The organism is Herbidospora cretacea, from assembly GCF_001570605.1.
Lineage (GTDB): Bacteria > Actinomycetota > Actinomycetes > Streptosporangiales > Streptosporangiaceae > Herbidospora > Herbidospora cretacea.
Map to the genome: position 1 here is coordinate 69,207 of NZ_BBXG01000016.1, position 23,834 is coordinate 93,040.

Annotated in this window: 23 protein-coding genes; 14 read left to right on the forward strand and 9 right to left on the reverse strand. The window is 69.9% G+C overall.

Annotated elements, in window-relative coordinates; genetic code table 11:
* Nucleotides 1-7 precede the first annotated feature (7 nt).
* Nucleotides 8-631: an RloB family protein gene (locus AW270_RS26965; protein ID WP_061298892.1), complete on the forward strand. Its 624-nt coding sequence runs from the start codon at nucleotides 8-10 to the stop codon at nucleotides 629-631.
* A gap of 17 nt (nucleotides 632-648) precedes the next feature.
* Here AW270_RS26965 and AW270_RS26970 read toward each other — a convergent pair whose 3' ends face one another.
* A complete protein-coding gene (locus tag AW270_RS26970) occupies nucleotides 649-1,404 on the reverse strand; it encodes an endonuclease/exonuclease/phosphatase family protein (RefSeq protein WP_169807385.1) in 756 nt (251 codons plus the stop codon).
* 208 nt (nucleotides 1,405-1,612) lie between these two features.
* Here AW270_RS26970 and AW270_RS26975 point away from each other — a divergent pair, with 208 nt between their 5' ends.
* The 3 genes from AW270_RS26975 (at nucleotide 1,613) to AW270_RS26985 (ending at nucleotide 4,580) form a co-directional block, all read left to right on the forward strand.
* Entirely contained in the window at nucleotides 1,613-2,248 is a 636-nt protein-coding gene (locus tag AW270_RS26975) for a GntR family transcriptional regulator (protein WP_218009357.1), read from the forward strand.
* A 120-nt stretch (nucleotides 2,249-2,368) separates the two neighbouring features.
* Nucleotides 2,369-3,028, forward strand: a complete 660-nt coding sequence (locus tag AW270_RS26980) for a cysteine hydrolase family protein (RefSeq protein ID WP_061298894.1) — start codon at nucleotides 2,369-2,371, stop codon at nucleotides 3,026-3,028.
* A gap of 1 nt (nucleotide 3,029) precedes the next feature.
* Nucleotides 3,030-4,580, forward strand: coding sequence for a hypothetical protein (locus tag AW270_RS26985; protein ID WP_061298895.1), 1,551 nt, complete (start codon nucleotides 3,030-3,032; stop codon nucleotides 4,578-4,580).
* Nucleotides 4,581-4,635: 55 nt separating this feature from the next.
* Here the strand turns inward: AW270_RS26985 and AW270_RS26990 are convergent, their stop codons facing one another.
* Nucleotides 4,636-5,442: a DUF1206 domain-containing protein gene (locus tag AW270_RS26990; protein ID WP_061298896.1), complete on the reverse strand. Its 807-nt coding sequence runs from the start codon at nucleotides 5,440-5,442 to the stop codon at nucleotides 4,636-4,638.
* Nucleotides 5,443-5,568: 126 nt separating this feature from the next.
* Here AW270_RS26990 and AW270_RS42295 point away from each other — a divergent pair, with 126 nt between their 5' ends.
* Nucleotides 5,569-6,801, forward strand: coding sequence for a CHAP domain-containing protein (locus AW270_RS42295; protein ID WP_439649077.1), 1,233 nt, complete (start codon nucleotides 5,569-5,571; stop codon nucleotides 6,799-6,801).
* 228 nt (nucleotides 6,802-7,029) lie between these two features.
* On the forward strand, nucleotides 7,030-7,245 hold the full coding sequence (locus AW270_RS39100) for a hypothetical protein (RefSeq protein ID WP_157522711.1): 216 nt from the start codon (nucleotides 7,030-7,032) through the stop codon (nucleotides 7,243-7,245).
* Nucleotides 7,246-7,509: 264 nt separating this feature from the next.
* Here the strand turns inward: AW270_RS39100 and AW270_RS27000 are convergent, their stop codons facing one another.
* Together AW270_RS27000 and secA2 are read right to left on the reverse strand one after the other, a co-directional pair.
* On the reverse strand, nucleotides 7,510-7,782 hold the full coding sequence (locus tag AW270_RS27000) for a hypothetical protein (protein ID WP_061298897.1): 273 nt from the start codon (nucleotides 7,780-7,782) through the stop codon (nucleotides 7,510-7,512).
* Between the two features lie 25 nt (nucleotides 7,783-7,807).
* Complete coding sequence (gene secA2 / locus AW270_RS27005) at nucleotides 7,808-10,042, reverse strand: accessory Sec system translocase SecA2 (protein WP_061299002.1); 2,235 nt, start codon at nucleotides 10,040-10,042, stop codon at nucleotides 7,808-7,810.
* A gap of 145 nt (nucleotides 10,043-10,187) precedes the next feature.
* Between secA2 and AW270_RS27010 the strand changes: the two genes are divergently transcribed.
* Both AW270_RS27010 and AW270_RS27015 read left to right on the forward strand, forming a co-directional pair.
* Nucleotides 10,188-11,762 (forward strand): phytoene desaturase family protein, encoded by a 1,575-nt coding sequence (locus AW270_RS27010; RefSeq protein ID WP_061298898.1) that lies wholly within the window; start codon nucleotides 10,188-10,190, stop codon nucleotides 11,760-11,762.
* Between the two features lie 45 nt (nucleotides 11,763-11,807).
* Nucleotides 11,808-12,665: a DMT family transporter gene (locus tag AW270_RS27015; RefSeq protein ID WP_061298899.1), complete on the forward strand. Its 858-nt coding sequence runs from the start codon at nucleotides 11,808-11,810 to the stop codon at nucleotides 12,663-12,665.
* Here the strand turns inward: AW270_RS27015 and AW270_RS27020 are convergent.
* The gene (locus AW270_RS27020) at nucleotides 12,655-13,761 is read right to left on the reverse strand and encodes an FAD-dependent monooxygenase (RefSeq protein ID WP_061298900.1); all 1,107 of its coding nucleotides are present in this window, start codon (nucleotides 13,759-13,761) and stop codon (nucleotides 12,655-12,657) included. The genes AW270_RS27015 and AW270_RS27020 overlap by 11 nt on opposite strands.
* Nucleotides 13,762-13,831: 70 nt before the next feature.
* Between AW270_RS27020 and AW270_RS27025 the strand changes: the two genes are divergently transcribed.
* Nucleotides 13,832-14,416, forward strand: a complete 585-nt coding sequence (locus AW270_RS27025) for a TetR/AcrR family transcriptional regulator (protein WP_061298901.1) — start codon at nucleotides 13,832-13,834, stop codon at nucleotides 14,414-14,416.
* Here the strand turns inward: AW270_RS27025 and AW270_RS27030 are convergent.
* Entirely contained in the window at nucleotides 14,394-14,969 is a 576-nt protein-coding gene (locus AW270_RS27030) for a YdeI/OmpD-associated family protein (protein ID WP_061298902.1), read from the reverse strand. The genes AW270_RS27025 and AW270_RS27030 overlap by 23 nt on opposite strands.
* A gap of 166 nt (nucleotides 14,970-15,135) precedes the next feature.
* Between AW270_RS27030 and AW270_RS27035 the strand changes: the two genes are divergently transcribed.
* The 4 genes from AW270_RS27035 to AW270_RS27050 all read left to right on the forward strand — a co-directional run bounded on the left by AW270_RS27035 (nucleotide 15,136) and on the right by AW270_RS27050 (nucleotide 19,662).
* On the forward strand, nucleotides 15,136-16,086 hold the full coding sequence (locus AW270_RS27035) for a phosphotransferase family protein (RefSeq protein WP_061298903.1): 951 nt from the start codon (nucleotides 15,136-15,138) through the stop codon (nucleotides 16,084-16,086).
* A 2-nt stretch (nucleotides 16,087-16,088) separates the two neighbouring features.
* On the forward strand, nucleotides 16,089-17,282 hold the full coding sequence (locus AW270_RS27040) for an acyl-CoA dehydrogenase family protein (protein ID WP_061298904.1): 1,194 nt from the start codon (nucleotides 16,089-16,091) through the stop codon (nucleotides 17,280-17,282).
* A gap of 128 nt (nucleotides 17,283-17,410) precedes the next feature.
* On the forward strand, nucleotides 17,411-18,583 hold the full coding sequence (locus AW270_RS27045) for an acyl-CoA dehydrogenase family protein (protein WP_061298905.1): 1,173 nt from the start codon (nucleotides 17,411-17,413) through the stop codon (nucleotides 18,581-18,583).
* Nucleotides 18,580-19,662, forward strand: coding sequence for an acyl-CoA dehydrogenase family protein (locus AW270_RS27050; protein ID WP_061298906.1), 1,083 nt, complete (start codon nucleotides 18,580-18,582; stop codon nucleotides 19,660-19,662). Before AW270_RS27045 ends, AW270_RS27050 begins: the two co-directional genes overlap by 4 nt.
* A gap of 99 nt (nucleotides 19,663-19,761) precedes the next feature.
* On the opposite strand, the gene AW270_RS27055 is transcribed toward AW270_RS27050, so the two are convergent.
* Nucleotides 19,762-20,361, reverse strand: coding sequence for a TetR/AcrR family transcriptional regulator (locus AW270_RS27055; protein ID WP_061298907.1), 600 nt, complete (start codon nucleotides 20,359-20,361; stop codon nucleotides 19,762-19,764).
* Between the two features lie 165 nt (nucleotides 20,362-20,526).
* Between AW270_RS27055 and AW270_RS27060 the strand changes: the two genes are divergently transcribed.
* Nucleotides 20,527-21,294: a nuclease-related domain-containing protein gene (locus tag AW270_RS27060; RefSeq protein WP_061298908.1), complete on the forward strand. Its 768-nt coding sequence runs from the start codon at nucleotides 20,527-20,529 to the stop codon at nucleotides 21,292-21,294.
* Here AW270_RS27060 and AW270_RS27065 read toward each other — a convergent pair.
* Both AW270_RS27065 and AW270_RS27070 read right to left on the reverse strand, forming a co-directional pair.
* The gene (locus tag AW270_RS27065) at nucleotides 21,250-22,440 is read right to left on the reverse strand and encodes a low temperature requirement protein A (protein WP_169807386.1); all 1,191 of its coding nucleotides are present in this window, start codon (nucleotides 22,438-22,440) and stop codon (nucleotides 21,250-21,252) included. The two genes, AW270_RS27060 and AW270_RS27065, sit on opposite strands and share 45 nt — an antisense overlap.
* A complete protein-coding gene (locus AW270_RS27070; RefSeq protein WP_245674868.1) occupies nucleotides 22,409-23,698 on the reverse strand; it encodes an RNA-guided endonuclease InsQ/TnpB family protein in 1,290 nt (429 codons plus the stop codon). Before AW270_RS27070 ends, AW270_RS27065 begins: the two co-directional genes overlap by 32 nt.
* Nucleotides 23,699-23,834: the final 136 nt, after the last annotated feature.

Below are 23,834 nucleotides of genomic sequence, written 5' to 3' on the forward strand. Positions count from 1 at the left end.
TCGAGCGATGTCCCCCCGCCGCACCAAGGCCAAAGATCTCCAGCGTAAAGTCGCGAACCGCCCCGAACGCAGGACCATCGTCGTCTTCTGCGAAGGCGAGGCGTCAGAACCCGACTACATCAAGGGACTGAAGCGCCTTCCGCACGTCCGGGAGAACACCGCCGTCGAAATCGAGATCGACCCCGACCAGGGAGTCCCGATGACCCTGGTCAAGCGCGCTGTCGAACGTCAAGCCGACGACGAGGTCGACGAGTGCTGGTGCGTCTTCGACGTGGAGTGGCCGAAGAACCACCCCAATCTTCGGCAGGCTCTCGACCTGGCTCGGCGGCACGGTGTCAAAGTGGCGGTCTCCAACCCGTGCTTCGAGGTCTGGCTCATTCTCCACCTGCGAGACCAGACCGGATTCCTCAGCTCGGACGAGGCCGAGAGAAAGAGCCGAAAGCTCGACGGCCGACCCGGCAAGAGCATCGATCCACAGGTCTATCTGGCACACCGGGACAAGGCGGTCAGGCGGGCGCGGGCCCTGGCCGCCCGCCACGCCGCCGGGGGCACCGAGTTCCCCCACGACAACCCGTCGTCGTCGATGCCCGAGTTACTGGCCGCGATCGAGAAGCCGCCCGGCAAGCCCTGAATGCCTGCCGGACGACCTCAGAAATCCGCGCGCGTCGCCGTTCCGCGCAGGATCCGGTGGTCCGACAGCCAGGGCAGCCAGCCGCCGCCGCTCGCCGTGCGGTGGGTGAAGTGGCCGCTCAGCAGGATGTAGTCGATTTTCAGGTCCTGCTCGGGGAAGGTCACCCGGGCCATCGGGTCGATCTCGTGGAAGCGGCGGTAGAGGTTGCGGATCGGGGCCGTCCCCGGGCTCAGGTTGAGGTCGCCGCCGATGATGAGCGGGCCCGTCCATCCCCGGATGACCGCGTCGATGTAGTTGACGTGCATCTCCCGGTTGTGGCCCTTGTAGTCGACGTGGGTCGTGCAGAGGCGGGTCGGGCGGTAGGTGAGGACCGCGTCCACGCAGAGCAGGGCGCGGGGTTCGTCGTGGCGGGGGTTCGGGAGGGCCCAGACGGCGCGGTCGATGACCGGGCCCTTGACGAAGACGGCGATGCCGAAGCGGTGGTCGCCCCAGTTCCGCTTGCACGACCTGTTCTCGCGGACGGTGACGACGTATTCGGCGTGGTAGCTGCCGGCGAGGCGGGCGCGGAGCGCGTCGAACTGCTTCCCGCACACCTCTTGGAGGAAGACGGCGTCGGCGCCCTCGATCTGGCGGAGCAGGATCGACGTCCACGTGTTCAGCGAGAAACCGGTCTGGCAGAGGCCGCCGCAGACGTTGAACGTCAGCAGTTTGAGCGGTTCGGGGGCGGGCTCGGGCTCGGGTTCCGGAGTGACGACCGGAACCGGCGTGGTCACGGACGCCGGTTCCGGCGGCACGGGTGTGGTTCCCGGCACCGATGCTGGTGATGACAAAAGCCCCATAATGGCAATAAGTCGTGTTATCACGCTTTACCTCCCCCAAAGGTGTCTCTAATGGTACAGAAGTGCCTTTTAGTACCTGTGGGAAGGTGTGCCCACGGAAGCGCATGATTGATCTGCCAAAGTTGGAGCAAGAGGAGGTGGCGTGCTCGAATCGTCGAGTCTCGTCGAGCTGTCGATGAACCAGCTCCGCGAGGACATCCTGAGTGGCGCGCTCCAGCCGGGCGAGCGCCTGATCGAGGAGGCCCTCACGCGGAGGTTCGGCATCAGCCGGGCCCCGCTGCGCGAGGCTCTGCGGCTGCTCGACGAGCAGGGGCTCGTGGAGCATCTGCCCCGGCGCGGGGTGCGGGTGGCGCAACTGTCCGAGCGTGACGTCGACGAATTGTTCGGGCTCCGCGACGTGCTCGAACAATACGCCGTCGCGCTCTCCACGCCCCTTTCCGCGGACGTCTCGGTCCATGAGCTGGAGGCGGCGCTGGAGGCCATGGACGTCGCCGCCCGCAAAGGCGACCTGCGTGAGGAGAACGACGCCCACTGCCGGTTCCACATCGCCATGGTCGGCCTGGCCGGGCAGCGCCAGCTGCTGCTCGCCTACCAGCCGGTCATCCGCAAACTCCAGCTCTACATGGCCGCCAACCTGCGGCGCGAGGTCGAGCACGTGGGGGACCCCGGCGACGGCGTGCGCCGCCACAAGAAGCTCTTCGACGCCGTGGTGAGCCAGGACGCGCCGACCGTGCTGGCCGCCCTCGCCTCCCACGGGGCCCGCACCTATATCGGGTAACCGGCCGTTAACGCGGCGCGGCGGTGGCGGATACATATTCTGTCGACAATCGACGAATGGACCGCCCGGCCGGTCCGGCGTCGGGGGGCGTACCGGCCATGAAGCACCGAGGAGCCGGTCGTGCCCACTGTCGACGCGTCCCCCTATCCGTTCACGTTCCACCCCGAGTCCACCGCGCTGCTGATCATCGACATGCAGCGCGACTTCGTCGAGCCCGGCGGGTTCGGCGAGACACTCGGCAACGACGTCAGCAAGCTGCAGAAAGTCATCCCGCCGCTGGTCAGACTGCTCGGCGCGGCCCGCGCGGCCGGGCTTCCGGTCATCCACACGCGGGAGGGCCACCTGCCCGACCTGTCCGACTGCCCGCCCGCGAAGCTGAACCGCGGCGCGCCGTCGATGCGCATCGGGGACCCCGGCCCGAAGGGCCGGATCCTCATCAGGGGTGAGTACGGTCACGACATCGTCGACGACCTCAAGCCCCTCGGAGACGAGCCGGTCATCGACAAGCCCGGCAAAGGCTCCTTCTACGCCACGAACCTCGGCGAACTGCTGGCCGAGAAGGGCGTCACCTCGCTCATCGTGACCGGTGTCACGACCGAGGTCTGCGTGCACACGACCGTGCGGGAGGCCAACGACCGGGGCTTCGAGTGCCTCGTCGTGTCCGACTGCGTGGGGTCGTACTTCGACGGGTTCCAGGAAGCGGGACTCGCCATGATCGCCGCCCAGGGCGGCATCTTCGGGTGGGTCACGCCCTCCGACAAGCTCATCGAGGTGATGTGAGATGACGACTCCAGCGGTGAAGATCCCCCGGTGGGTGCCGGGCGACACGAACGCCTTCTTCGGGCTCGGGTTCAACGTCCTGGTGAACGTGCTGACCCTGACGGCCCTGTGCGTCGGCGTCGTGCACATCGCCGGCGGCGACGTGTACGGCGTGATCCTGCCGGCCCTCGGCATCCAGCTGCTGATCGGCAACGTCTACTACACCTACCTGGCGCGCCGGCTGGCGAAGAAGGAGAACCGCCTCGACGTCTGCGCGATGCCCTACGGTCCGTCGGTCCCGCACATGTTCATCGTCGTGTTCGTGATCATGTTGCCGACGTACCTGGCCACCAACGACCCGATCGCGGCCTGGCAGGCCGGGCTGGCCTGGTGCTTCATCATCGGCCTGATCGTGCTGCTGGGCGCGTTCATCGGGCCGGTCATCCGGAAGTACACCCCCCAGGCGGCCATGCTCGGCACCCTGGCGGGCATCTCGATCGCCTTCATCTCGATGCGCCCGGCGGCGCAGATGTGGGAGGCGCTCTGGATCGCCCTGCCGGTCCTGGTGATCATCCTGGTCGGGTTCTTCACCGACCTGAAGCTGCCCGGGAACATCCCGATCGGCCTGGCGGCGCTGCTCGTCGGCTCGGCCATCGGCTGGATCGGCGGCTACATGGAGCCCGCCGCCGTCGGCGCCGCCGTCAGCGACATCGCGATCGGCCTTCCCACGCTCAAGCTCGACCTGCTGGTCAACGGGCTGAGCGAGGTCGCGCCACTGCTGGCGACGGCGATCCCGCTGGGCATCTACAACTTCACCGAGGGCATGGCCAACGTCGAGTCGGCCGCCGTGGCCGGTGACAAGTACAACCTGCGCGCCGTCCTGATCGCCGACGGCGCCGGGGCCGTGGTCGGCTCGGCCCTGGGCTCGCCGTTCCCGCCGGCCGTCTACATCGGCCACCCGGGCTGGAAGGCGGCGGGCGGCCGCACGTCCTACTCGCTGGCCAGCGGCGTCGTCATCGCCCTGTTCTGCTTCCTGGGCCTGTTCAGCGTGCTGGCGACCCTGCTGCCGACCCCGGCGATCGTGCCGATCCTGCTCTACATCGGCCTGCTCATCGGCGCCCAGGCGTTCCAGGAGGTGCCGCGCGTCCACGCCGTGGCGGTCGTGATGGCCATCATCCCGAACATCGCCTCGTGGGCGGCCACCCAGATGAACAACGTCATCGCCGCCTCGGGCGTGGCCGTGACGGCCGACCAGATCGCCGCGGCCGGGACGGTCTACCACGGCACGGTGCTGCTCGGCGGCGGCGCGATCCTGGCGGGGCTGGTCCTGGGCGCGATCGTGGCGTTCATCATCGACCGGAACTTCTTCTGGGCGGCGGGCTACGCGCTGTTCGGCGCGCTGCTGTCGTTCATCGGCCTGGTCCACGCCGAGAAGGTCGGCTGGAACGTCGGCGGCCAGATAGCCCTCGGCTACCTGTTCGCCGCCCTGGTCCTGATCGGCTTCGGCCTGTGGCGCGGCCGGATTCCCGAGGAGCCCGCCCCGGCCAAGGAGGAGACGCCGGTAGAGGCCTGACACAGCCGAAAGGGCCTCCCGCCGGCCGGTCGGGAGGCCCTTTCTTGTCGGTACGTCAGGTGCGGTGCCAGCGGCTCTCGGCGAAGCAGTAGATCGCGAAGAGGATCAGGCCGATCGCCACCGCGGCCAGCAGCCACGGGCCCATCGGGGTCTCCGACAGCGACTTGAGCGCGTCGTCGATGCCCGCCGCCTTGTCCGGGTCGAAGGTCAGCGCCGCCTGCCCGACCAGCACGCCGGCCGCGATGGCGACGACGCCACGGGAGATGTAGCCGGCCTTGCCGAGACGCACGACCGTGGTCCGCGCCTTCGGGTCGGTGACGTGCATGTCCTTCATGAACTTCTCGGTCCAGCCCTCGTGGATCCAGTAGACGCCGAGCGCCATCACGCCCAGGGCGAGCAGGCCGACGAGGAACTGGCCGCCGGGCATCTCCAGCAGCGCGCGGGTGGCGTCCTGCGACTGCGAGTCGGTGCTGGCCGCCTCCTTGCCCTTAACCAGGAGGCCGACGATGGAGATCACCAGGGCGGTGTACACGACGGCGCGGGCGATCGACTCGACCCGGTCGCGCATCTTCGGACGTCCCCAGATCGCCTCACCGATCTGCCAGACCACCAGGCCGGTCAGGCCGATGGCCATGATCCAGAGCAGCACCGACCCGAAGGGCTGTGCGGCCACCATGTGGATCGCGCCTGACTTGTCGGCCTCCTCACCGCCGGATCCCCCGAAGGCGATCTGCAGCGCGATCACGCCGATCAGCGCGTAAAGCACGCCCCTGGCGGCGAATCCCACCTTCGCCAGCCTGTCGAGCATGGGGTGCTGCACGGCCCTGCGGGCGGCCCCGCCCACCGTCTCCGAGGTCGTCATCTCAGGTCCCTTCGTCGTGGCTGGACCCCCTCTGCCGCGTACGGCGATCAGTAAACCCAAGGCAAAGTTTCGTGGCGGTCTCTTCATCTTTGTCGTAAATGGGGCCTAATGTCCGGTTACTCGAATGTGACCGAAGGAGTTCCCCCCATTTCCCCCATCACCGACTCGCTGCTCGACGCGGCCCGGCAGGAACTGGGCTACGCCGCGCAGGCGGGCACGCAGAGCAAGTACGGCGCCTGGTATGCCCGAGGCAAAGACCCCCAGCTCGCCTCGGCCCCCTGGTGCGACACGTTCGTCTCGTACGCCGGTCAGTCGGCCGGCGTCCTCAAGCAGGTCGGCAGCTTCGCCGCCTCCGCCGACCACGCCGAGTGGTTCAGGTCCAAGGACGCCTGGACCAGCGACCCCGAGCCCGGCGCGGTCGCCTTCCTCAAGGACCACGGCCAGGTCGGCGTGGTCGAGACCGTCCACGGCGGCAAGGTGACCACCATCGAGGCCCTCAACGGCTCGGTCCAGCGGGTCACCCGCCCCACGGCCGACTTCGCCGGTTACGGCGTCCCCGACCTGGTCGTCCATCCCGTGTACGAGGGTTCGACCACCGCGTCCTACTTCTGGGACGACGGTTCGGGCCGCAACGGAGACACCGGCGCCCCCGCGTCGGGCAAGCCCATGCAGAAAGGACTGGCGGCCAGTCCGAGCTGGCCCATGGGCACCGAAGGCTACGTCATGTACGAGGGCAAGAAGGCCCCCTTCTTCGTCGGCGACCGGGGTCCGGGCTCGCCGTCGGGCAGCGGCATCATGCTCGACCTCGACGGCAAGACCTTCGCCGACCTCACCGGCGGCACCTTCGACGACGGCAGTCTGACCGTCGAGGGCATCGGCGGCCAGGGCCACATCAAGATCGACTACGTCATCACCAAGTGGGGCGAGGGCCTCGGCCGGAAGGGGGCCCCGGCCGCCTTCTCCGAGGGCGCCTACAACGAGAGCGGCGGCCCTTCGGAGACACCGCGCATCAAGTTCAAACTGTCCGCCGCCGAGGACGTGGTCTGCGCCCCCGACGAGGCGCCGATCGCCCAGCAGAAGGCCGCCCCCGCCAAACCCGCCGAGTCGGCCGCCCCGATCACCTCCGCCGCGCCCGTCGCGCCCGAGAAGAAGATTGCCGCCGCCCCGGCGGCGCAGCCGGAGAAGACCATCGCGATCCCGTCGGCGAGCCACGTGGCCGCCGACACCACGACCCCCCGGCCGGAGGCGCCCGTGCCGGTCATCGCCTCCGGGCTGGTGGCCTGCGCGCTGGTCGCGGTCGGCATGCGTGTCCTGATCGTCCAGGCCAGGAAGGGCAGGCACGAGAAGAACAGGGCATAGGACCGGGGCATAAGGAAGAAGCGGGCCCCGTTCGGCGATCCGCGCCCCGTCTCCCAGGGGGCGCGGATCGTTGAATTATAAATCGCCTAATTCGAAGGACTCGAACGCGCGGTCGCTGTAAATAAATGGCCCGTTCCATTTCAATTTCGGTCTTGCGTGGCGGTGATATCCGGTTGAGGATCATGGGGTAGCGGCTTTTCTCGCACGGATCCACAGAAGGGCAACACCATGAAAGTTCTGAAAAGGGCGTTCGTCGGTCTCGCCATCGCCGGAGCGGTTTTCTCCATGTCAGGCACGGCCCACGCGGAAAGCAAGTTCTACGGCGGGTACCCCGACTCGGGCAACTGCAATTACTGGAGGTCCGCCGTGAAGGCGGCCGGCTGGTCCGTATCGTCCTGCACCTATTCGACCGCCAACAAGTGGCACTTCACCGCGTGGCGCTAAAGACCGCGGCCTGAATACGACGAAGGGCCCGAACCGCCGGGGGTTCGGGCCCTTCCCGCGTTCACACCCCGGCCAGCCGCACGGAGACGAGCCGAGCCGCTCGGCGTCGCGCTGTCGACCAGACTGTCGCCGTAGCAAGCAGGGGTGGGAATGGCCCGCGAGGTGCGATCCCCGTGGGAGGAACGTCGGCTTCCGTCACGACCGCCTAGGGCGGTGTTCAGGTCGGGCGCGGGTGAGGAGGTCCGGGGCGAGCAGGCCCATGGGTCACCGGACGAACTCCGCGAACGGGTCGTCGTCGACGTGGCCGTCCATGTCGCGGGGATAGTCACGGTCGTCGAGGCGAGGCATCCCGCGCGAGACTGCGGCGAAGTCGGCGCGGGAGACCGTCCGGTGCTCGTGACGGGTCGGAATCGGTGCGCCGATGCGGTGGCCCTCGCGGGTGGCGACGTTCCGCTCGCCGCGCTCGAGATCGTCCATGATCTCGGCCGGGCGGTTGCGGGGATCACGCTCAGAGATCTCGTGTGACGGTTCGCTCATGTCCCGAATGTGCCACGCCCTTCCGCTAGCCTCTCTTGCGGCCGCGCAAAGCAGACGAGACGCGTCGGAGCACCCGGTCCCAATCCGAGCCGAACGGGTTCTCCGACACCAGGTAGGTCCAGGTCGCCGAGGGGCGCTTCATGCCCTGTTCGGCCAGGGGTTCGGACAGGTCCAGGGCGTCGAAGCTGGCCGTCGAGCGCTTCTCGATCTCTTCGAGGAGTTTGCGGTAGGCCGGGAGCGCCTCGCGGTTGAACTCGTCGATCGGGCTCAGGCGGCCCAGCGCGCGCAGGTGGATGCCCTCGCGCAGGTCGGCGAGGTAGCCCAGGTGGTCGGTCCAGCAGCGGTCGAGGTGGAACAGCACGATCTGGCGGGCGGCCGACGCGACGGCCTCCTCCGACGACTGCTCGGCCAGTTCCCGGTAGCGCTCGGGGCGGGCCTCGCGGAGGGCCTCGGCGCCCGCGTCGCCGTAGAGGATGCGGTCGCGGTGTTCCAGCAGGCGGGTGCGCTGCTCCTCCAGGACGCGGGTGTAGCGCCAGGTGTTGCGGTGGATCTCGGTGTTGACGCCCTCGGCGATCCGCTGCGCGTGGCCGATCAGGTAGGCGGCCTGCTTGTCGCGGATCTGGCCGTCCTTGTCGGCCTTGGGGAGGGTCTCGTCCGGGAGGTAGGCCTTGAGCAGGTCGTCTTCGCCGCTGACGAAGAAGACCGACCTGCCGGGGTCGCCCTGGCGGCCCGAGCGGCCGCGGAGCTGGTCGTCGAGGCGGCTGGAGGGGTGGCGGCCGGTGCCGATGACCAGCAGGCCGCCGAGCTCGGCGACCTCCGGTGAGCCGAGGCGGATGTCGGTGCCCCGGCCGGCCATCTGGGTGGAGACCGTGAGCGCGCCCAGTTCGCCCGCCCTGGCGATGATGGCCGCCTCCTCTGCGTCGTTCTTGGCGTTCAGCACGACCGGCTCCAGGCCCCGCGAGCGCAGTTCCTTGGCGAGGGACTCCGACTCGGCCACGTCGAGCGTGCCGATCAGGATGGGGCGGCCGGTCCGGTGCTGGGCGACGATCTCGTCGGCCAGGGCCAGTTCCTTGTCGATCAGCGACGGGTAGACGCGGTCGGGCTCGTCGACCCGGACGAACGGGCGGTTGGGTGCGATCACGGCGACCTTGAGCTGGTAGAACTCGCGCAGGTTCTCGCCGACGGCCACGGCGGTGCCGGTCATCCCGCAGATCTCGGGATAGCGGGTCAGCAGGCCCTGGATGGTGATCGAGTCGAGGATCTCGCCGGTGTCGGAGGGGGCCAGCTTCTCCTTGGCCTCCACCGCCGCCTGGAGGCCGTCGGGCCAGCGCTGGAGCTGGGCGACCCGGCCGCGCGAGGGGTTCACCAGCTGCACCCGGCCGTCGCGGACGATGTAGTCGACGTCGCGGACCAGCAGCGCGTGGGCGTGGAGGGCGAGGTTGACCTCGGTGACGGTGCCAGGGTGGTCGTACAGGGAGATGCCGAGGGCGCTCTCGACCGTGTCGGTGCCCTTGGCGGTCAGGAAGACGTTGCGGCCCTCGTCGTCGAGCTCGAAGTGGTAGCCGCGCGACAGGCGGCGGACCAGCGCGGCCATCTCGGGGACCGCCGCGCCCGCGTCGGTCGCCCCGGCCAGCACCAGCGGCACCCGGGCCTCGTCGACGAGCACCGAGTCGGCCTCGTCGACCAGGACGACCTGGGGGACCGGCTGGACGGTCGCGTCGGGGTCGGTGGCCAGGCGGTCGCGCAGCAGGTCGAAGCCGATCTCGCTGACGTTGGCGTAGGTGATGTCGCAGGCGTAGGCGGCGCGGCGCTCCTCGGCCGTGGACGCCTCGGCGATCCACCCGACCGTCAGGTTCATCGCCGTGTAGAACGGCGCCATCCACTCGGCGTCGCGGCGGGCCAGGTAGTCGTTGACCGAGATGGCGTGCACCGACTTGCCGCGCAGCGCGAACCCCGCCGCCGCCAGCGCGCCCGCGAGGGTCTTGCCCTCACCGGTGGCCATCTCGACGACGTTGCCCGACAGCATCGCGAGCGTGCCGACGAGCTGGACGTCGAACGGGCGTTCACCGAGGGTGCGGTCGGCGACCTCGCGGACCGCCGCGCAGAACTCGGCCGAGCCGACGTTCGCGGCGGCCATCTCGCGCAACTCCTCCAGGGAGAGGTCGCGCGCGCGGTCGGCGAGCGCCCCGGCGGCGGTGACGGTCCGCGCGAAGGGCGCGATGTCGACGCTGCCGGGCTTCTCCAGGAAACGCCGGATCATCTGGGACAGAGAGGCCACGCCCGCTCCAACGCGCTACACGAGTAGGTCGTTCCAGGGCGTCCCGTAGGAAAAACCCCGGAATGACCGATGCTAGACCCAAGGGTGGCCCTTGCGCTTTGACTGGTTATCCAGTCAGTGTTGGGGGATGAACGAGATCGCCGCCCAGCTCGGCCAGGTGGGGCTCCCCGAACCCGTGAAAGCCCTGGCGAGTCGCCGCTGGGACGTGGTCGTGGTCGGCGGCGGCCACAACGGCCTGACATGCGCCGCCTACCTGGCCAGAGCCGGCAAATCGGTCCTGGTGCTGGAGGCCCGGCAGCGGCTCGGCGGGGCCTGCACCTTGGAGCGCCCGTTCGAGGATCCCCGGTACGTCGTGAGCCCCTGCGCCTACGTCGTCGGCCTCCTCGACGAGACGGTCATCCGCGAACTCGGCCTGAAAGATCGCGGCCTCGATTTCACCCTGGCCGACCCCCAGCTCTGGATCCCCTACGACGACGGCACCGCCTTCGCCCAGTGGCTCGACCACGACCGCACCCTCCGGGCGCTCGGCGAGCTCGGCCTGCCGCGCAAGGAGATCGACGGCTACTTCGCCTACGAGGAGCTGTTCGACCAGATGCGGATCAGGCTCCGCAAGGGCGCCCGCGACACCTGGTCGGGCGACTCGCCCTCCCGCGAGGAGCTCGACGCGCTCCTGGGCGACACCTATATGTCCGACGTCCTGTTCCACGCCTCGATCGCCGACGTGATCGACGACTTCGTCACCGACCAGCGCCTCAAGGACGCCCTGTTCGGCCAGGGGATCATCGGCACCTACGCCGGGCCGCGCGATCCCGGCACGGCGGCCGTCAAGCTGATGCACTTCATCGGCGAGCTCGACGGCGTCGGCGCGGTCTGGGGCTACGTGAGGGGCGGCATGGGGATGGTCAGCTTCGCCATCGCCGACGCCGCCCGCGAGGCCGGCGCGGTGCTGGCCGCCGGGGTGCCGGTCGCCCAGGTGATCCCCGGCGAGGGGGTCTGCCTCGACGACGGCACGTTCATCGCCGCCACCGCCGTGGTCTCCAACGCCGACCCCAAGCGCCTGATGACCATGGTCGCCGACGCGCCCGACGACTACCGGCTGCGGATCGCCGAGTGGGACGTCCGCAGCCCGGTCGTCAAGTTCAACGCCGCCCTGAAGAGGCTCCCCACCTGGACGGCCGCCCCCGGCGAGACGTTCATGGCGGGCGGTGTGGTCGACGTGACCACCGGTCTCGACGAGGCCCAGCGCGCCTTCGGACGCTGCCAGGCCGGCGAACCGGCGGTGGGGTTCGGGGAGATCTACGTGCAGGACGGTCTGATGAGCGTCTTCGGGCAGTACGCCCCCTACGCCCTCAAGGGCGGCTGGGAGGCCCGCCGCGACGAGGTGGCCCACCAGTTCATCGACCTCATCAGCCGGTACGCCCCCGACTTCGCCGACTGCCTGGCCCACTACGAGGTGCTCGGCCCGCCCGACATCGAGGCGCGCGTCGGGCTCACCGGAGGGCACATCTTCCAGGGCGAGGTGCGGCCGGACCAGATGTGGGATCGGCGGTTGACCCCCCGTACACCGATGGAGGGGGTCTATCTTTGCGGCGCGGCCACGCACCCGGGCGGCAGCGTCATCGCCCTGAATGGGCGGAACGCGGCCATGGCCGTTCTGGTAGATATGGGAGACTCGGCCCGGGGAACAGGTGATTGTCCCTAAGCTGAATCGGGTGACCACCACCCTCGAACTTCTCGGAGCATGCCCATGAGCTGGCTGGGGTTCACCATTGCCCTGCTGGGTGCGCTCGGTTACGCGCTGGGGGCGGCCCTCCAGCAGTTCGAGGCCGTGGCCCAGGGCGCGACCCTCCGGCTGGTGCGCCGGCCGCGCTGGTGGATCGGCGGCGCCATCAGCTTCACCGGCGCCTGTCTCCACGCGGTCGCGCTCAGCTTCGCGCCGCTCATCATCGTGCAGCCCATCAGCGTCGCCACGCTCGTGTTCGCGGTGCCGCTGGCCGCCTGGCTGCACGGACGCCGGGCCCACCGCAGCGAGTATCTCGGCTCGGCGGCCGTCGCGGGCGGGCTGCTGTGGCTGATGCTGCTGGTCCCCGCCCACAACGCGACCCCGTCGATGTCGACCGGCGAGGGCCTCGGGCTGATCCTGGTGGTCGCCCTGATCGCCGCCGCGAGCTTCGTGTCCGCGCGCTTCTTCGCCGGGCCCGGCAAGGCCATCTGGATGTCGATCGGCGCGGGCGCGGTGACCGCGACCGTGTCGACGTTCGTGCGAGTGGTGGGGGCCAACTTCGACGGCGCGTGGGGCGACTTACTCCACTGGTTCGCCCTGGCGATCCCGCTGCTGCTGATCGCCGCCGTCGTGCTGCTGCAGAAGTCCTACGAGGTCGGCTACTTCGGCATCGCGTACGCGACCGTGCAGATCGTCGACCCCATCACGTCGATCACCGCCGGGACCGTCCTGCTCGGCGAACCGCTGCCGACCGGGGTGGGCCAGGTCGTCCCGGCGCTGATGGCCACCGCGATCCTCGTCTGGGGCACGATCACGCTGAGCCGGTTGGCGCCGGACCACAAGCCCGCGATCGAAGAGGTCAAAGAGGCCGTCACGGTCTGACCGGCGGCTCCCACGCGAAGACCGCGTCCATCTGCCGCAGCGCCGCCGTCGTGCCGAGCCTCCCGGCCAGGCCGATCATCGTGTTCCGCGCCCCCACCACGACCGGGTTGCGCCACGACGTCATCCGGGCGATGGTCCGCGACCGCTTCACGATCGGCGTCGTGCGCGGCAGCCGCGCCGCCGAGTAGGCGCTCAGATCCGGTGTGTACGCCAAAGTGACCGCGTCCTCGATCGCCTGGCAGGCCCCCTGGCCCAGGTTCGGGGTCATGGCGTGGGCGGCGTCGCCGAGCAGCGCCACCTTCCCCCGGTGGAAGGCCGGGGGGAGGGTCTCCAGGCTGTGGATGTCGGTGCGGATCACCTTGGCCGGGTCGGTGCGGTCGAGCAGCGCCGGGATGGGGTCGTGCCAGCCGGCGAACAGCCGTGTCAGGTCGGCCAGTTCGTCGGGCGACGCGCCGCCCGGCGGGGCGGGGGCGGTGGCGTAGCCGTAGATCTTCTTCCTGGCCAGCGGCATCACCCCGAAGACCTGGCCGTCGCCCCACGACTCCGACGGCTGGGCGGTGCCGTCGGCGATGAAGCGCCAGCTCGTCACCCCCGCGTAGACCGGGGCGGGCAGCGCCGGGAACAGCGCCTGCCTGATCCGCGAGCGGATGCCGTCGGCGGCCACCACCAGATCGGCCCGCAGTTCACCCTTCGACGTCACCACCACGCCGTCCTCGGAGGCCGACTCCACGAGCGTGCCGAGCTCGATGCCGGGGACCTTCTCCGCGAGCAGGCCGACGATCTCGGCCCGGTGGAGGAGCACGGTCGGGTCGCCGTAGCGCTGCTCGGCGGCCTCGGCGCTGGTGCGTGACAGCCACTTCCCGCTCTTGGTCCTGATGCCGCCCGAGCCCTGGAACGCCGCCAGCTTCCTGACCGGGTCGCCCACCCCGATCACGTCGAGCGCGCGCAGCGCGTTGGGCGCCATCGCCAGGCCCGCGCCGACCGGCTCGATCGAGGCGGCCCGCTCCAGCACGGTCACCGCCCAGCCCCGCTGACTCAGCGCGGCGGCGGCGGTGAGCCCGCCGATCCCGGCCCCGACGACCACGGCGTGTCTCATGTCCTGCTCCTTGGGAGGAAACTACATCTGTAGTACGCCGAGGCTAACACTACATGTGTAGTCTGCGCGAGTGAGTACTGACCGAGTGCGGCGCATCGGGGACGCGGCGATCGAGATCCTGGCCGACCTGGGCCTGCGCGGGCTGACCCACCGCGCGGTCGACGCGGCGGCCGGGCTGCCGCCCGGGTCGACGTCCAACCTGGCCCGCAGCCGCGCCGCGCTGCTGGAGCTCGCGCTGGCCCGGCTGACCGAGCTGGAGGACGAGCACTTCGGCGAGCTGCTGACCCGGCCGCTGCCCGCCGACCGGCAGGAGGCCATGATCGAGCTGCTGGCGGTCTCGACCTGCAAGATGATCGGGCCCGACCGGCGGCGCAGCATCGCCCGCTACGAACTGGCGCTGGAGGCCACCCGGCGGCCGGAACTGCGCGCCGTCTACGACGACATCGGGCGCCGTTACCGCGAGCCGACCGTCGCCATGTTCGCCGCCGCCGGGACCTCCGACCCGGCCCGGCAGGGCCGCCAGCTCGTCGCGTTCACCGAGGGGCTGCTGTTCGACGCCGTCGTCGGGGCGGGGGGCACGCCCACGCTCGACGACCTGCGGGCCGCGTTCACCGAATACCTGTCGGCGGTGTTCAGGGACGCGTCACCGACTTGATCCGGCGGCCGGCCGCCGAGTCCTCGATCAGGGTGGCCAGGCGGCGCAGCCGGGTCTCCTCCTTCTTGGCGCTGATGACCCAGTAGATGGCGGTCCGGCGGTACCAGGGGGCCTGGCCCTCGAACCAGTCCCACGCGGCCTTGTCCTCCTGGAACCGGGCGGCGTACTCCTCGGGGAGCTCGGCGGCCTGGCGCTGCTCGTAGGAGTAGATCTCGGAACGGTCCTCACTGCGGGCCTCGAAGGCGGCCACGCCCGCCTCGTGGACGACGCCCAGCTCGATCAGCTCGCGGATGCGGTTGATGTTCACCGAGCTCCACGTGCTGCGGGGCTTCCTGGGGGTGAAGCGGATGACGTAGGACTCGGGGCCGAGGCTCTTGCGCACGCCGTCGATCCAGCCGAAGCAGAGTGCCTGGTCGACCGACTCGGGCCAGGTCAGGCCCGGCAGGCCGGTGGCGCGTTTGTGGAAGCCGACCCACAGCTCCTTCTCGGTGGCGTGGTGGGCGGCCAGCCAGGCGTACAGCTCGTCGGGGGTTTCGAAGAACGTCGGTTCCATGGGGGGTCACCCTAGGGTCGCGGGCCGGGCGGGCCGAAGTGCCGGTACTCGATATCTACATGTCCTGATATATCCAGAAAAGTCCTCGTGTTGACCTCTGTCACCCCTCCGGACGCGGGGACCCTCCGTCGACACTCATACCGGCTGGTCGGTATGCTCGCGAGCTGTGACAGTGCCCGGACTCGACCTCGACCGTCTCGCCGCCCGCCTCTCCGAGGCCGGGGTCACCCACGGCCCCCTGACCGCCGAGCTGATCGAGGGCGGCAGGTCGAACCTCACCTACGTCGTCCGCGACGCCGACCGCACCGTCGTGGTGCGCCGCCCGCCGCTCGGCCACGTGCTGGCCACCGCCCACGACATGGGCCGGGAGTTCCGGGTGATGGGCGCGCTGCGGGACACCGACGTGCCGGTGCCGCGCATGTACCACTTCTGCGACGACGTCGAGGTGGTCGGCGCGCCCTTCTACGTCATGGAGCACGTCGAGGGCGCGCCCACCCGTCTCACCCCCGAGGTGGGGGACCACCTGGCCGGGGTGCTGGCGCGGCTCCACGTGATCGACCCGGCCGCCGTGGGCCTGGGCGACTTCGGGCGGCCCGAGGGGTTCCTCGACCGGCAGGTCAAGCGCTGGAAGCGGCAGCTCGACGCCTCCCGCAGCCGCGAGGTCGCCGGGATCGACGAGCTGTTCGCCCGGCTGGCCGGGGACGTGCCGGTGTCGGGGGCGCCGGCGATCGTCCACGGCGACTTCAAGCTCGGCAACACGCTCATCCGCGACGGGCGGGTGCGGGCGGTGCTCGACTGGGAGATGTCGACCCTCGGCGACCCGCTCACCGACGTGGCGCTGTTCCTGCTCTACTCCGACTTCCCCCATCTCGACGTCGGCGGGCTCGATCTCGGCGGTGAGGTCGACGTCGCCGCGCTGGCCGCCCGCTACGCCTCGGAATCGGGCCGCGACGTGTCGCGGCTGGGCTGGTACGTCGGCCTGGCCTGCTTCAAGCTCGCCGTCATCACCGAGGGCATCCACTTCCGCTTCACCCAGGGCCTGACGGTCGGCGCGGGCTTCGCCGACATCGGGGACATCGTCGCGCCGCTGGTCGAGCGCGGCCTTCGGGAGGTCTGACCATGGATTTCGCCTTCGACGCGACGACGAACGGCTATCGCGAACGCCTGGAGGCGTTCATGGCCGAGCACGTCTACCCGGCCGAGCCGGTCTTCGAGGAGCAGGCCGCCGCGGGGGGCTGGAGCGCGCCGCCGGTGCTCGACGGACTCAAGGCCGAGGCCAGGAGACGCGGTCTGTGGAACCTGTTCCTCCCGGAGAAGGGCCTGTCCAATCTCCAGTACGCCCCCCTCGCCGAGATCATGGGCCGGTCCCCGGCCATCGCCCCGGTCGCGACCAACTGCGCCGCCCCCGACACGGGGAACATGGAGGTGCTCCACCAGTTCGGCACCGACGACCAGAAGAAGCGCTGGCTCGAACCGCTGCTGAACGGCGAGATCCGCTCGGCCTTCGCGATGACCGAGCCCGACGTGGCCTCCTCCGACGCCACCAACATCGCCACCTCGATCGTCCGCGACGGCGACGAATACGTGATCAACGGCCGCAAGTGGTTCATCACCGGCGCGATGAACCCGAACTGCGCGGTCTTCATCGTGATGGGCAAGACCGACCCCGAGGCGCCCAAGCACCGCCAGCAGAGCCAGATCCTCGTCCCGCGCGACACCCCGGGCCTGACCGTCAAACGCGGCATGTCGGTCTTCGGCTACACCGACAACGACCACGGCGGCCACGCCGAGATCCTCTTCGAGGACGTCCGGGTTCCGGCGGCCAACCTCATCGGCGAGGAGGGCGGCGGCTTCGCCATCGCCCAGGCCCGCCTCGGGCCCGGCCGCATCCACCATTGCATGCGCCTGATCGGGATGGCCGAACGGGCCATCGAGATGATGTGCCGGCGCGCCCTGGCCCGCACGACCTTCGGGAAGCCGGTGGCGCAGCAGGGCGTCGTCCAAGATTGGATCGCCGAGTCGCGGGTGAAGGTCGAGCAGCTCCGGCTGCTGGTGCTGAAGACGGCCTGGCTGATGGACACCGTGGGCAACCAGGGCGCGCACGCCGAGATCCAGGCCATCAAGATCGCGACACCGGTCACCGTCGAGTGGATCCTCGACAAGGCCGTCCAGGTCCACGGCGCGGGCGGCGTCAGCCAGGACTTCCCGCTGGCCGCGCTGTGGGCGGGCGCCCGCAGCCTGCGCTTCGCCGACGGCCCCGACGAGGTCCACAAGCGCTCCCTGGCCTACCGGGAGCTGAAGAAGCACACGTGATTCCACCGATACCGGATCAAGGACCCGGTGCGGTACTGCTTCCCTGAGGCAGATTCACGGGCGCGAGCCACGGCCGGCCTTCGGCCGTCCGCGTCTCGCTTGGAACGGCACGCAGACAAGGGGATCACGTGGTGGACGCGACGACGGTCAGGCAGCGCGCGGAGGCGTTCCTGGCCGGGCACGACCCGGCTTCGATGAGCCCGCTCGACTGGCTGCGGGCCAGGTTCGACGCCGGGCTGGCCTGGGTGCACTTTCCCGAGGGACTGGGCGGCCTGGACGCCCCGCGCGACCTGCAGGGGCTGGTCGAGCAGCTCTTCCGGGGCACGCCCGACAACAACCCCAGCCGGATCGGCATCGGCCTCGGCATGGCCGCCCCGACGATCCTCGCCTACGGCACCGACGAGCAGAAGAAGCGCTTCCTGCGCCCGCTCTGGACCGGCGAGGAGGTCTGGTGCCAGCTCTTCTCCGAGCCCGGCGCCGGTTCCGACCTGGCGAGCCTGGCGACCAGGGCGGTCCGCGACGGCGACGACTGGGTCGTCGACGGCCAGAAGGTCTGGACGTCCAGCGCCCACCTGGCCCGCTGGGGCATCCTCGTCGCCCGGCACGACCCCGACCTGCCCAAACACCGTGGGCTGACCTACTTCGTCTGTGACATGGAGGACCCCGGCGTCGAGGTCAGGCCGCTGCGCCAGATCACCGGCGAGGCCGAGTTCAACGAGGTCTTCCTGACCGGCGTCCGGCTCGGCGACGACCTGCGGCTCGGCGAGGTCGGCGACGGCTGGCGGGTGGCCCAGACGACGCTGATGAACGAGCGCGTCGCCATCGGCTCCGCCGGATCGCCGCGCCGCACGATGATGGGCCTGTTCACCGAGGACTGGCAGGCCCACCCCGAGCTGCGCACCCACGACCTGCACCGGCGCGCCCTGGACCTGTGGGTGCAGGGCGAGGTGATGCGGCTGACCGGGCAGCGGCTGCGCGAACAGCTCCTGGCCGGGCACCCCGGCCCGGAGGGGTCGGGCATGAAGCTGCTGTTCGCCCGGCACCACCAGGAGGTCTCGGCGCTGGAGGTGGAGTTCCTGCGCGAAGACGGCCTGACCTACGACGACTGGACCTTCCGGCGGGCCGACGGGGTCGACTTCCTCGGCCGTGGCGCGGGCTACCGCTACCTGCGCGCCAAGGGCAACTCGATCGAGGGCGGCACGTCCGAGATCCTCCGCAACATCGTGGCCGAGCGGGTGCTCGGGCTGCCGGCCGAACCCCGAACCGACGTCGCCGTGCCGTGGAAGGACCTGCCTCGATGACGCTGCTCTACACGGAGGTCGAGGAGGAACTGCGCACCGCCGTCCGCGACCTCCTCGCCGACAAGGCCCCCGCCGCCGCCGAGGGCGACAACGCCGCCGCCTGGAACGGGCTGGCCCGCGACATCGGCGTGGCCGGGCTGCTGGTGCCCGAGGCCTCGGGCGGAGCCGGGGCCTCCGCCCGCGAGGTCGCGGTGGTGCTGGAGGAACTGGGCCGGGCGGTGACGCCGGTGCCGTTCCTGACGTCGTCGGTGCTGGCGACCCGGGTGCTGCTGGACGCCGGATACGCCGACATCGCGCGGCTGGCGTCGGGGGAGGCGACGGCGGCGCTGTGCGTGTCGCTGGCCGCCTCGCCCTATCGGGACGTGACGACCGCCGCCGTCGACGCCGACATCGTCGGGAAGCGGCCGGCGTCGGTGAGCCTGGAGAACGAGCGGGTGAGCGGGCGGTTCACCGGGGTGGCCGGCGCTCTGGGCGCCGACCTGTTCGTGGTGCCGGGCGAAGACGGCCTGGTGGCCGTGGTGGAGGCCGAGCGGGCGCGGGTCGAGCCGGTCGTCTCCCTGGACGTGACCCGGCCGCTGGCCACCGTCACCTTCGACGGGGCTCCGGCCGTGGTGCTCGACGGCGGGTCGGTGCCGGAGGCGCTGCTGTTCACCGCCGGGCTGCTCGCCTCCGAGCAGGTGGGCGTCGCGGAGTGGTGCCTGACCACGACGGTGGCCTACCTGAAGGAGCGGCGGCAGTTCGCGCGGCCGGTGGGGTCGTTCCAGGCGCTCAAGCACCGGCTCGCCGATCTCTGGCTGGAGGTCGCCGGGGCGCGGGCGGCGGCGCGGAACGCCGCCGACCAGCTCGCCTCGGGGTCCGACGCCCGGGTGGCCGTGGCGGTCGCGGCGGCGCACTGCGGTGAGGTCGCGGTACGGGTGGCGGAGGAGGCCCTCCAGCTTCACGGAGGTATCGGGATGACCTGGGAGCATCCCGTTCACCTCTATCTGAAGCGGGCCAAGGCCGACGCGATCGCCTTCGGCACCCCCGGCGACCACCGCACCGCGCTGGCTCCGCTGGTCGGGCTTCCGGCCCCGGAGTAGCCGTCGCGACGCGCGGCGGGCGCGGCCGGTCGGCGCCGGGTTCGGCGCGGGCCGGGGGCGGCGGGCGGCGCCGTGGTGGGCGGAGCCGTAACGGAGAAGTCAGTTAGAAGGCGTCAGTGACCTGAGGAGGAGGTCGGCGAAGTAGCGGCCGACCTCGTCGCCGGTGAGCGGGCCGTCGGGGTGGTACCAGGTGCCGAGGTGGTGGACCGAGCCGAAGAAGAAGTCGACCACCATCTCGGCCGGGACGTCGGCGCGGAAGACGCCCTCCTCCTGGCCTTCGAGGACGAGGTCGCGGAAGCGCTCGTGGTAGCGGCGGCGCTCGGCCCGGACGATCTTGCGGGTGTCGGGGGCCAGCTGGTGGTTCGACCTGAAAAAGATCTTCGAATCGTCGAGGTTGTCGACTGTGGTGTTGATCACATCGGCCGCCGCGGCGTGCAGGCGCTCCGCGACGGTTCCCTCACCGTCGGCGAAATGCCGCAGGCGGTCCATCTGCATGCGGAGGACCCGGCCGTAGATCTCGTGAAGAAGATCATCTTTGGAGTCGAAATAGTGGTACATGGCCCCTTTTGTCACGCCCGCGGCCGCTACGATTTCCTGGACGGACGTGCTCTCGAAGCCCTTGTCGGCGAACAGACGCGTCGCCGCCGACAGCAACCGCTGGCGTACCGGTTCCTCGACGGACGTGCCCAACCGCGCCATGCCGACCTCCTCTGATCGACGACCAGCATACCGACTGGTCGGTCAAGACGAGGCTGATTACCCCGGTGGTGGCGTAAGTGTGCTAGTTCCATCACCATCGTGGATCTGGAATCCCTGATCGGGTACGCCTTAGGCAAAGCTGCCCTAACCATCCGGGAGTGCAGGGTGCCCAACGGGTCCATCTATGTCCCGCGCGACGAGAAGTTCACCGGGTCGTCGCCCCAGAACCTGTACTTGACCTTCTGGCTCGCCGGCCGCAAGAACCGCCTCCGGCTGCGCGCCGCCTACACGGTGGCCGGCTTCGTCGCCGGCCACCTCCTCGCCGCCCGCCTCGGCTGGAACGCCTTCGCCACGGGAGTCGTCCTGGGCGCCCTGGCCGGCGGCACCGACGCCTTCATCGCCTGGCGCTCCCACGAGCGCACCGCCGTCTGGCGCGGCAAACGCCGGGGCGAGGTCCGCACCGGCCGCATCCTCCGCATGATGCTGCGCCGCCGCGGCTACCGCGTGATGGACGGACGCGCCGTGCCCGGCAAGGCCTCGGTCGACCACCTGATCATCGGCCCCGGCGGGCTGTGGATCGTCGACAACGAGGCCTGGTCGCCCGACACGATCGTGGCCAAGCACGGCAAACGCCTCTTCTTCGACGAGAAGTACGGCACCAGCGTGGCCAAGGGCCTCATCGGCGCCGCCACCGACCTGGCCGAGGTCCTGTCGAGGGAGACCGGCGTCCAGGTGACGATCAGCCCCGTGCTCGCGTTGCACGGATGCACGATCGCCAACCGCTCAGGCGTGGTCAGCGGCGAGGGCTTGACCGTGGCCTACCCCCGCAAGATCCCCGGCGTCATCCGCCGCAATCCCACCGCCCAGCTCGACGCCGAGCAGGTCGAACTACTCAGCCGGACGGCTGCGCGCATCCTCCGACGGATGAGCTAGCAGCTCCTTCGCCAGCAGCGCGACCACGATCAGGGCCGTGACCAGTGCCGTCCACGGCCCTCCGATCACCGTCGCCAGCGGCGTCAGCGCCAGCACGACCATCCCCGCGGCGGCGAACACGACCGGCTTCAGGTCCCGCCTGCCGTTGGCCAGCGCGTCGATGGCCGCGAACGCGAACAGGAACACCGCCACCGGCACCGTGAGCGCCAGCGCGACCCCCCATTCGGGCAGGTGCGCGCCGTGGCCCCCCACCGACGCCGCGATCACCGCCACCCCCGCCCCGCCGGCCGCGATGGCGGCGAGGATGAAGTAGTGGCCGTACGACCAGATGTAGGTCGTCCTGGGGTTGGTCCGGAGCGCCCGGTGGTCCATGTAGCCGAAGTAGAGCCACCACACCGACAGCGAGATCAGCAGCGCCGCCACGGCCAGGACGATCAGGTCGAGGACATGGCCCTGCGCCGCGAACGCCCCCTGGATGGCCAGCGTCGCCGCGGTGATCGACTCGCCGATGACGATCAGGGTGAACAGGCCGAAGCGCTCGGCGATGTGATGGGCGTGGAACCCGCCCTGGTCGGCGTTCCAGCCCGCGAACCACGGCACCGACAGGTCGACCAGGAACAGGACGATGAACGCCAGGATCCGGTAGTCGTCCGGCAGCAGCAGTTGCAGCACCCAGAGGACCTGCACGGCCGTGGTCCCCGCCGCCAGCTTGATCGCCAGCGTCCGGACCGCCGGATGCTCCCGCCCCGCCCGCAGCCACTGCGCCACATAGGCGATGCGCATGATGACGTAACCGAGCACGGTCCAGCGGAAGTCGAGATCGTCGAACGCCGCCGGAACCCCCGCCGCCAGCACCAGCGACCCCGCGATCTGAACGAACGCCAGGATCCGGTAGGGCCCGTCGTCGGTGTCGAAGGCGCTGGCGAACCACGTGAACGAGATCCACGCCCACCAGATCGCCCCGAAGAGCATCAGATAACTGATGACCCCCTCGGCGGCGTGCCCTTCGAGCAGGGCGTGATCGAGCTGCGCGGCGACCTGCGCGACCGCGGTGACGAATACCAGGTCGAAGAGCAGCTCAAGCGGCGTGGCGGTACGGTGCGGTTCGGACGGGTCACGAGCGACCATCCCGGTCTTCCAGGGCATGCCCCGCATCTTGACATCCCTCTCGCCTAACAGGCGGGATTCTCCCTTGGAGCGCCGCCGAGGCGGGCAGCGTGGAGTGGGTTCCTGCTTCAACGACTGGCGCAGGTCCGGAATCCGGTCCTGCCTGGTCTCCACAGGCGTTTCGCCTCTCGGCTCGTCCAGCCGCGAGGATGTTCTTCGCCGCGTTGTGGTCACGGTCGTGGGTGACGCCGCAGCCGCAGGTCCATTCGCGGACGTCGAGCGGCATCCTGCCGGCGATGACGCCGCAGGCCGAGCAGCGTCTGGACGAGGGGAACCAGCGGTCGATCCTGGCGAACGTCCGGCCATGCAGCGTGGCCTTGTACGCCAGCATGGTCGTGAACTGCGACCAGCCCGCGTCATGCACGGACTTGGCCAGCCGGGTGCGGGCGAGACCGGACACCGACAGGTTCTCCACGTAGACCGCTTGGTTGTCGCGGATCAACTGGGTGGAGAGTTTGTGGGCGTGGTCTCGGCGAGCATCGGCCACCTTGGCGTGAGCCCTGGCGACCTTCACCACGGCCTTCTTCCGGTTCTGGCTGCCCTTCTCCTTGCGGGCCAGGGACTGCTGGGCTTTGCGTAAACGGCGTTCGGCGCGGCGCAGGAAACGTGGGTTGTCCACCTTTCTGCCGTCGGACGTGACCAAGAAGTGGGTCAGCCCAAGATCGACGCCTACTTCAGAGGACACCTCCGGTAACGGTTCGTCAGACGTCTGCACGACGAAGGAAGCGAAGTACCGTCCGGCGGTGTCCTTCGTCACGGTCACCGACGACGGCTGCGACGGTAGTCGGCGCGACCAGCGGACCGGGACGTCTCCGATCTTCGGCAGGCGTAGCCTTCCGGCCGGGGTGACCTTGAACTTGGCGTTCTTGGTGAATCGGATCGACTGCCGTGAATCCTTGCGCGAGCGGAACCGTGGGGGAGCCATCTGCGGGCCCTTCCGCCGCCCGGTGGCCGAAGCGAAGAAGTTGCGGTAGGCGGTGTTCAGGTCGGCAAGAGCCTGTTGGAGCAGGACGGCCGACACCTCGCCCAACCACGCCCGCTCCGGTGTCTTCTTCGCCTCGGTGATGAGCCGCTTGGACAAATCTCCATCCGAGACGTAAGGCAAGCCCTGTTCACGGGCCTCGTGCCGCAGGCGCAGCCCGTCGTTGAACACCGTACGCGCGCACCCAAACGCCCTGGCCAGAGATTCGCGCTGACCCGCGGTGGGGTAGAGGCGGAAGTTATACCTGAGCTGCACAGAGTCAATTACATCATCGACTCCTAGATGTTTATATAGGTGTACTGAACTATTACTGGCAAGAGGCGACCTTGTGGTGGCGAGGAGCCATTGCGGCCGGTTGGCGCCGGTTACGGCGTGGCTTGGGACGGCGGGC

Coding starts and splice junctions, on each gene's coding strand:
- AW270_RS26965 (WP_061298892.1), top strand. CDS start 8: ATGTCCCCCCGCCGCACCAAGGCCAAAGATCTCCAGCGTAAAGTCGCG.
- AW270_RS27040 (WP_061298904.1), top strand. CDS start 16,089: ATGGATTTCGCCTTCGACGCGACGACGAACGGCTATCGCGAACGCCTG.
- AW270_RS26990 (WP_061298896.1), bottom strand. CDS start 5,442: ATGACGACCTCGGAGACGGTGGGCGGGGCCGCCCGCAGGGCCGTGCAG.
- AW270_RS27010 (WP_061298898.1), top strand. CDS start 10,188: ATGAACGAGATCGCCGCCCAGCTCGGCCAGGTGGGGCTCCCCGAACCC.
- AW270_RS27030 (WP_061298902.1), bottom strand. CDS start 14,969: ATGGAACCGACGTTCTTCGAAACCCCCGACGAGCTGTACGCCTGGCTG.
- AW270_RS27055 (WP_061298907.1), bottom strand. CDS start 20,361: ATGGCGCGGTTGGGCACGTCCGTCGAGGAACCGGTACGCCAGCGGTTG.
- secA2 (WP_061299002.1), bottom strand. CDS start 10,042: ATGATCCGGCGTTTCCTGGAGAAGCCCGGCAGCGTCGACATCGCGCCC.
- AW270_RS27050 (WP_061298906.1), top strand. CDS start 18,580: ATGACGCTGCTCTACACGGAGGTCGAGGAGGAACTGCGCACCGCCGTC.
- AW270_RS27020 (WP_061298900.1), bottom strand. CDS start 13,761: ATGAGACACGCCGTGGTCGTCGGGGCCGGGATCGGCGGGCTCACCGCC.
- AW270_RS39100 (WP_157522711.1), top strand. CDS start 7,030: ATGAAAGTTCTGAAAAGGGCGTTCGTCGGTCTCGCCATCGCCGGAGCG.
- AW270_RS27015 (WP_061298899.1), top strand. CDS start 11,808: ATGAGCTGGCTGGGGTTCACCATTGCCCTGCTGGGTGCGCTCGGTTAC.
- AW270_RS26985 (WP_061298895.1), top strand. CDS start 3,030: ATGACGACTCCAGCGGTGAAGATCCCCCGGTGGGTGCCGGGCGACACG.
- AW270_RS27065 (WP_169807386.1), bottom strand. CDS start 22,440: ATGCCCTGGAAGACCGGGATGGTCGCTCGTGACCCGTCCGAACCGCAC.
- AW270_RS27000 (WP_061298897.1), bottom strand. CDS start 7,782: ATGAGCGAACCGTCACACGAGATCTCTGAGCGTGATCCCCGCAACCGC.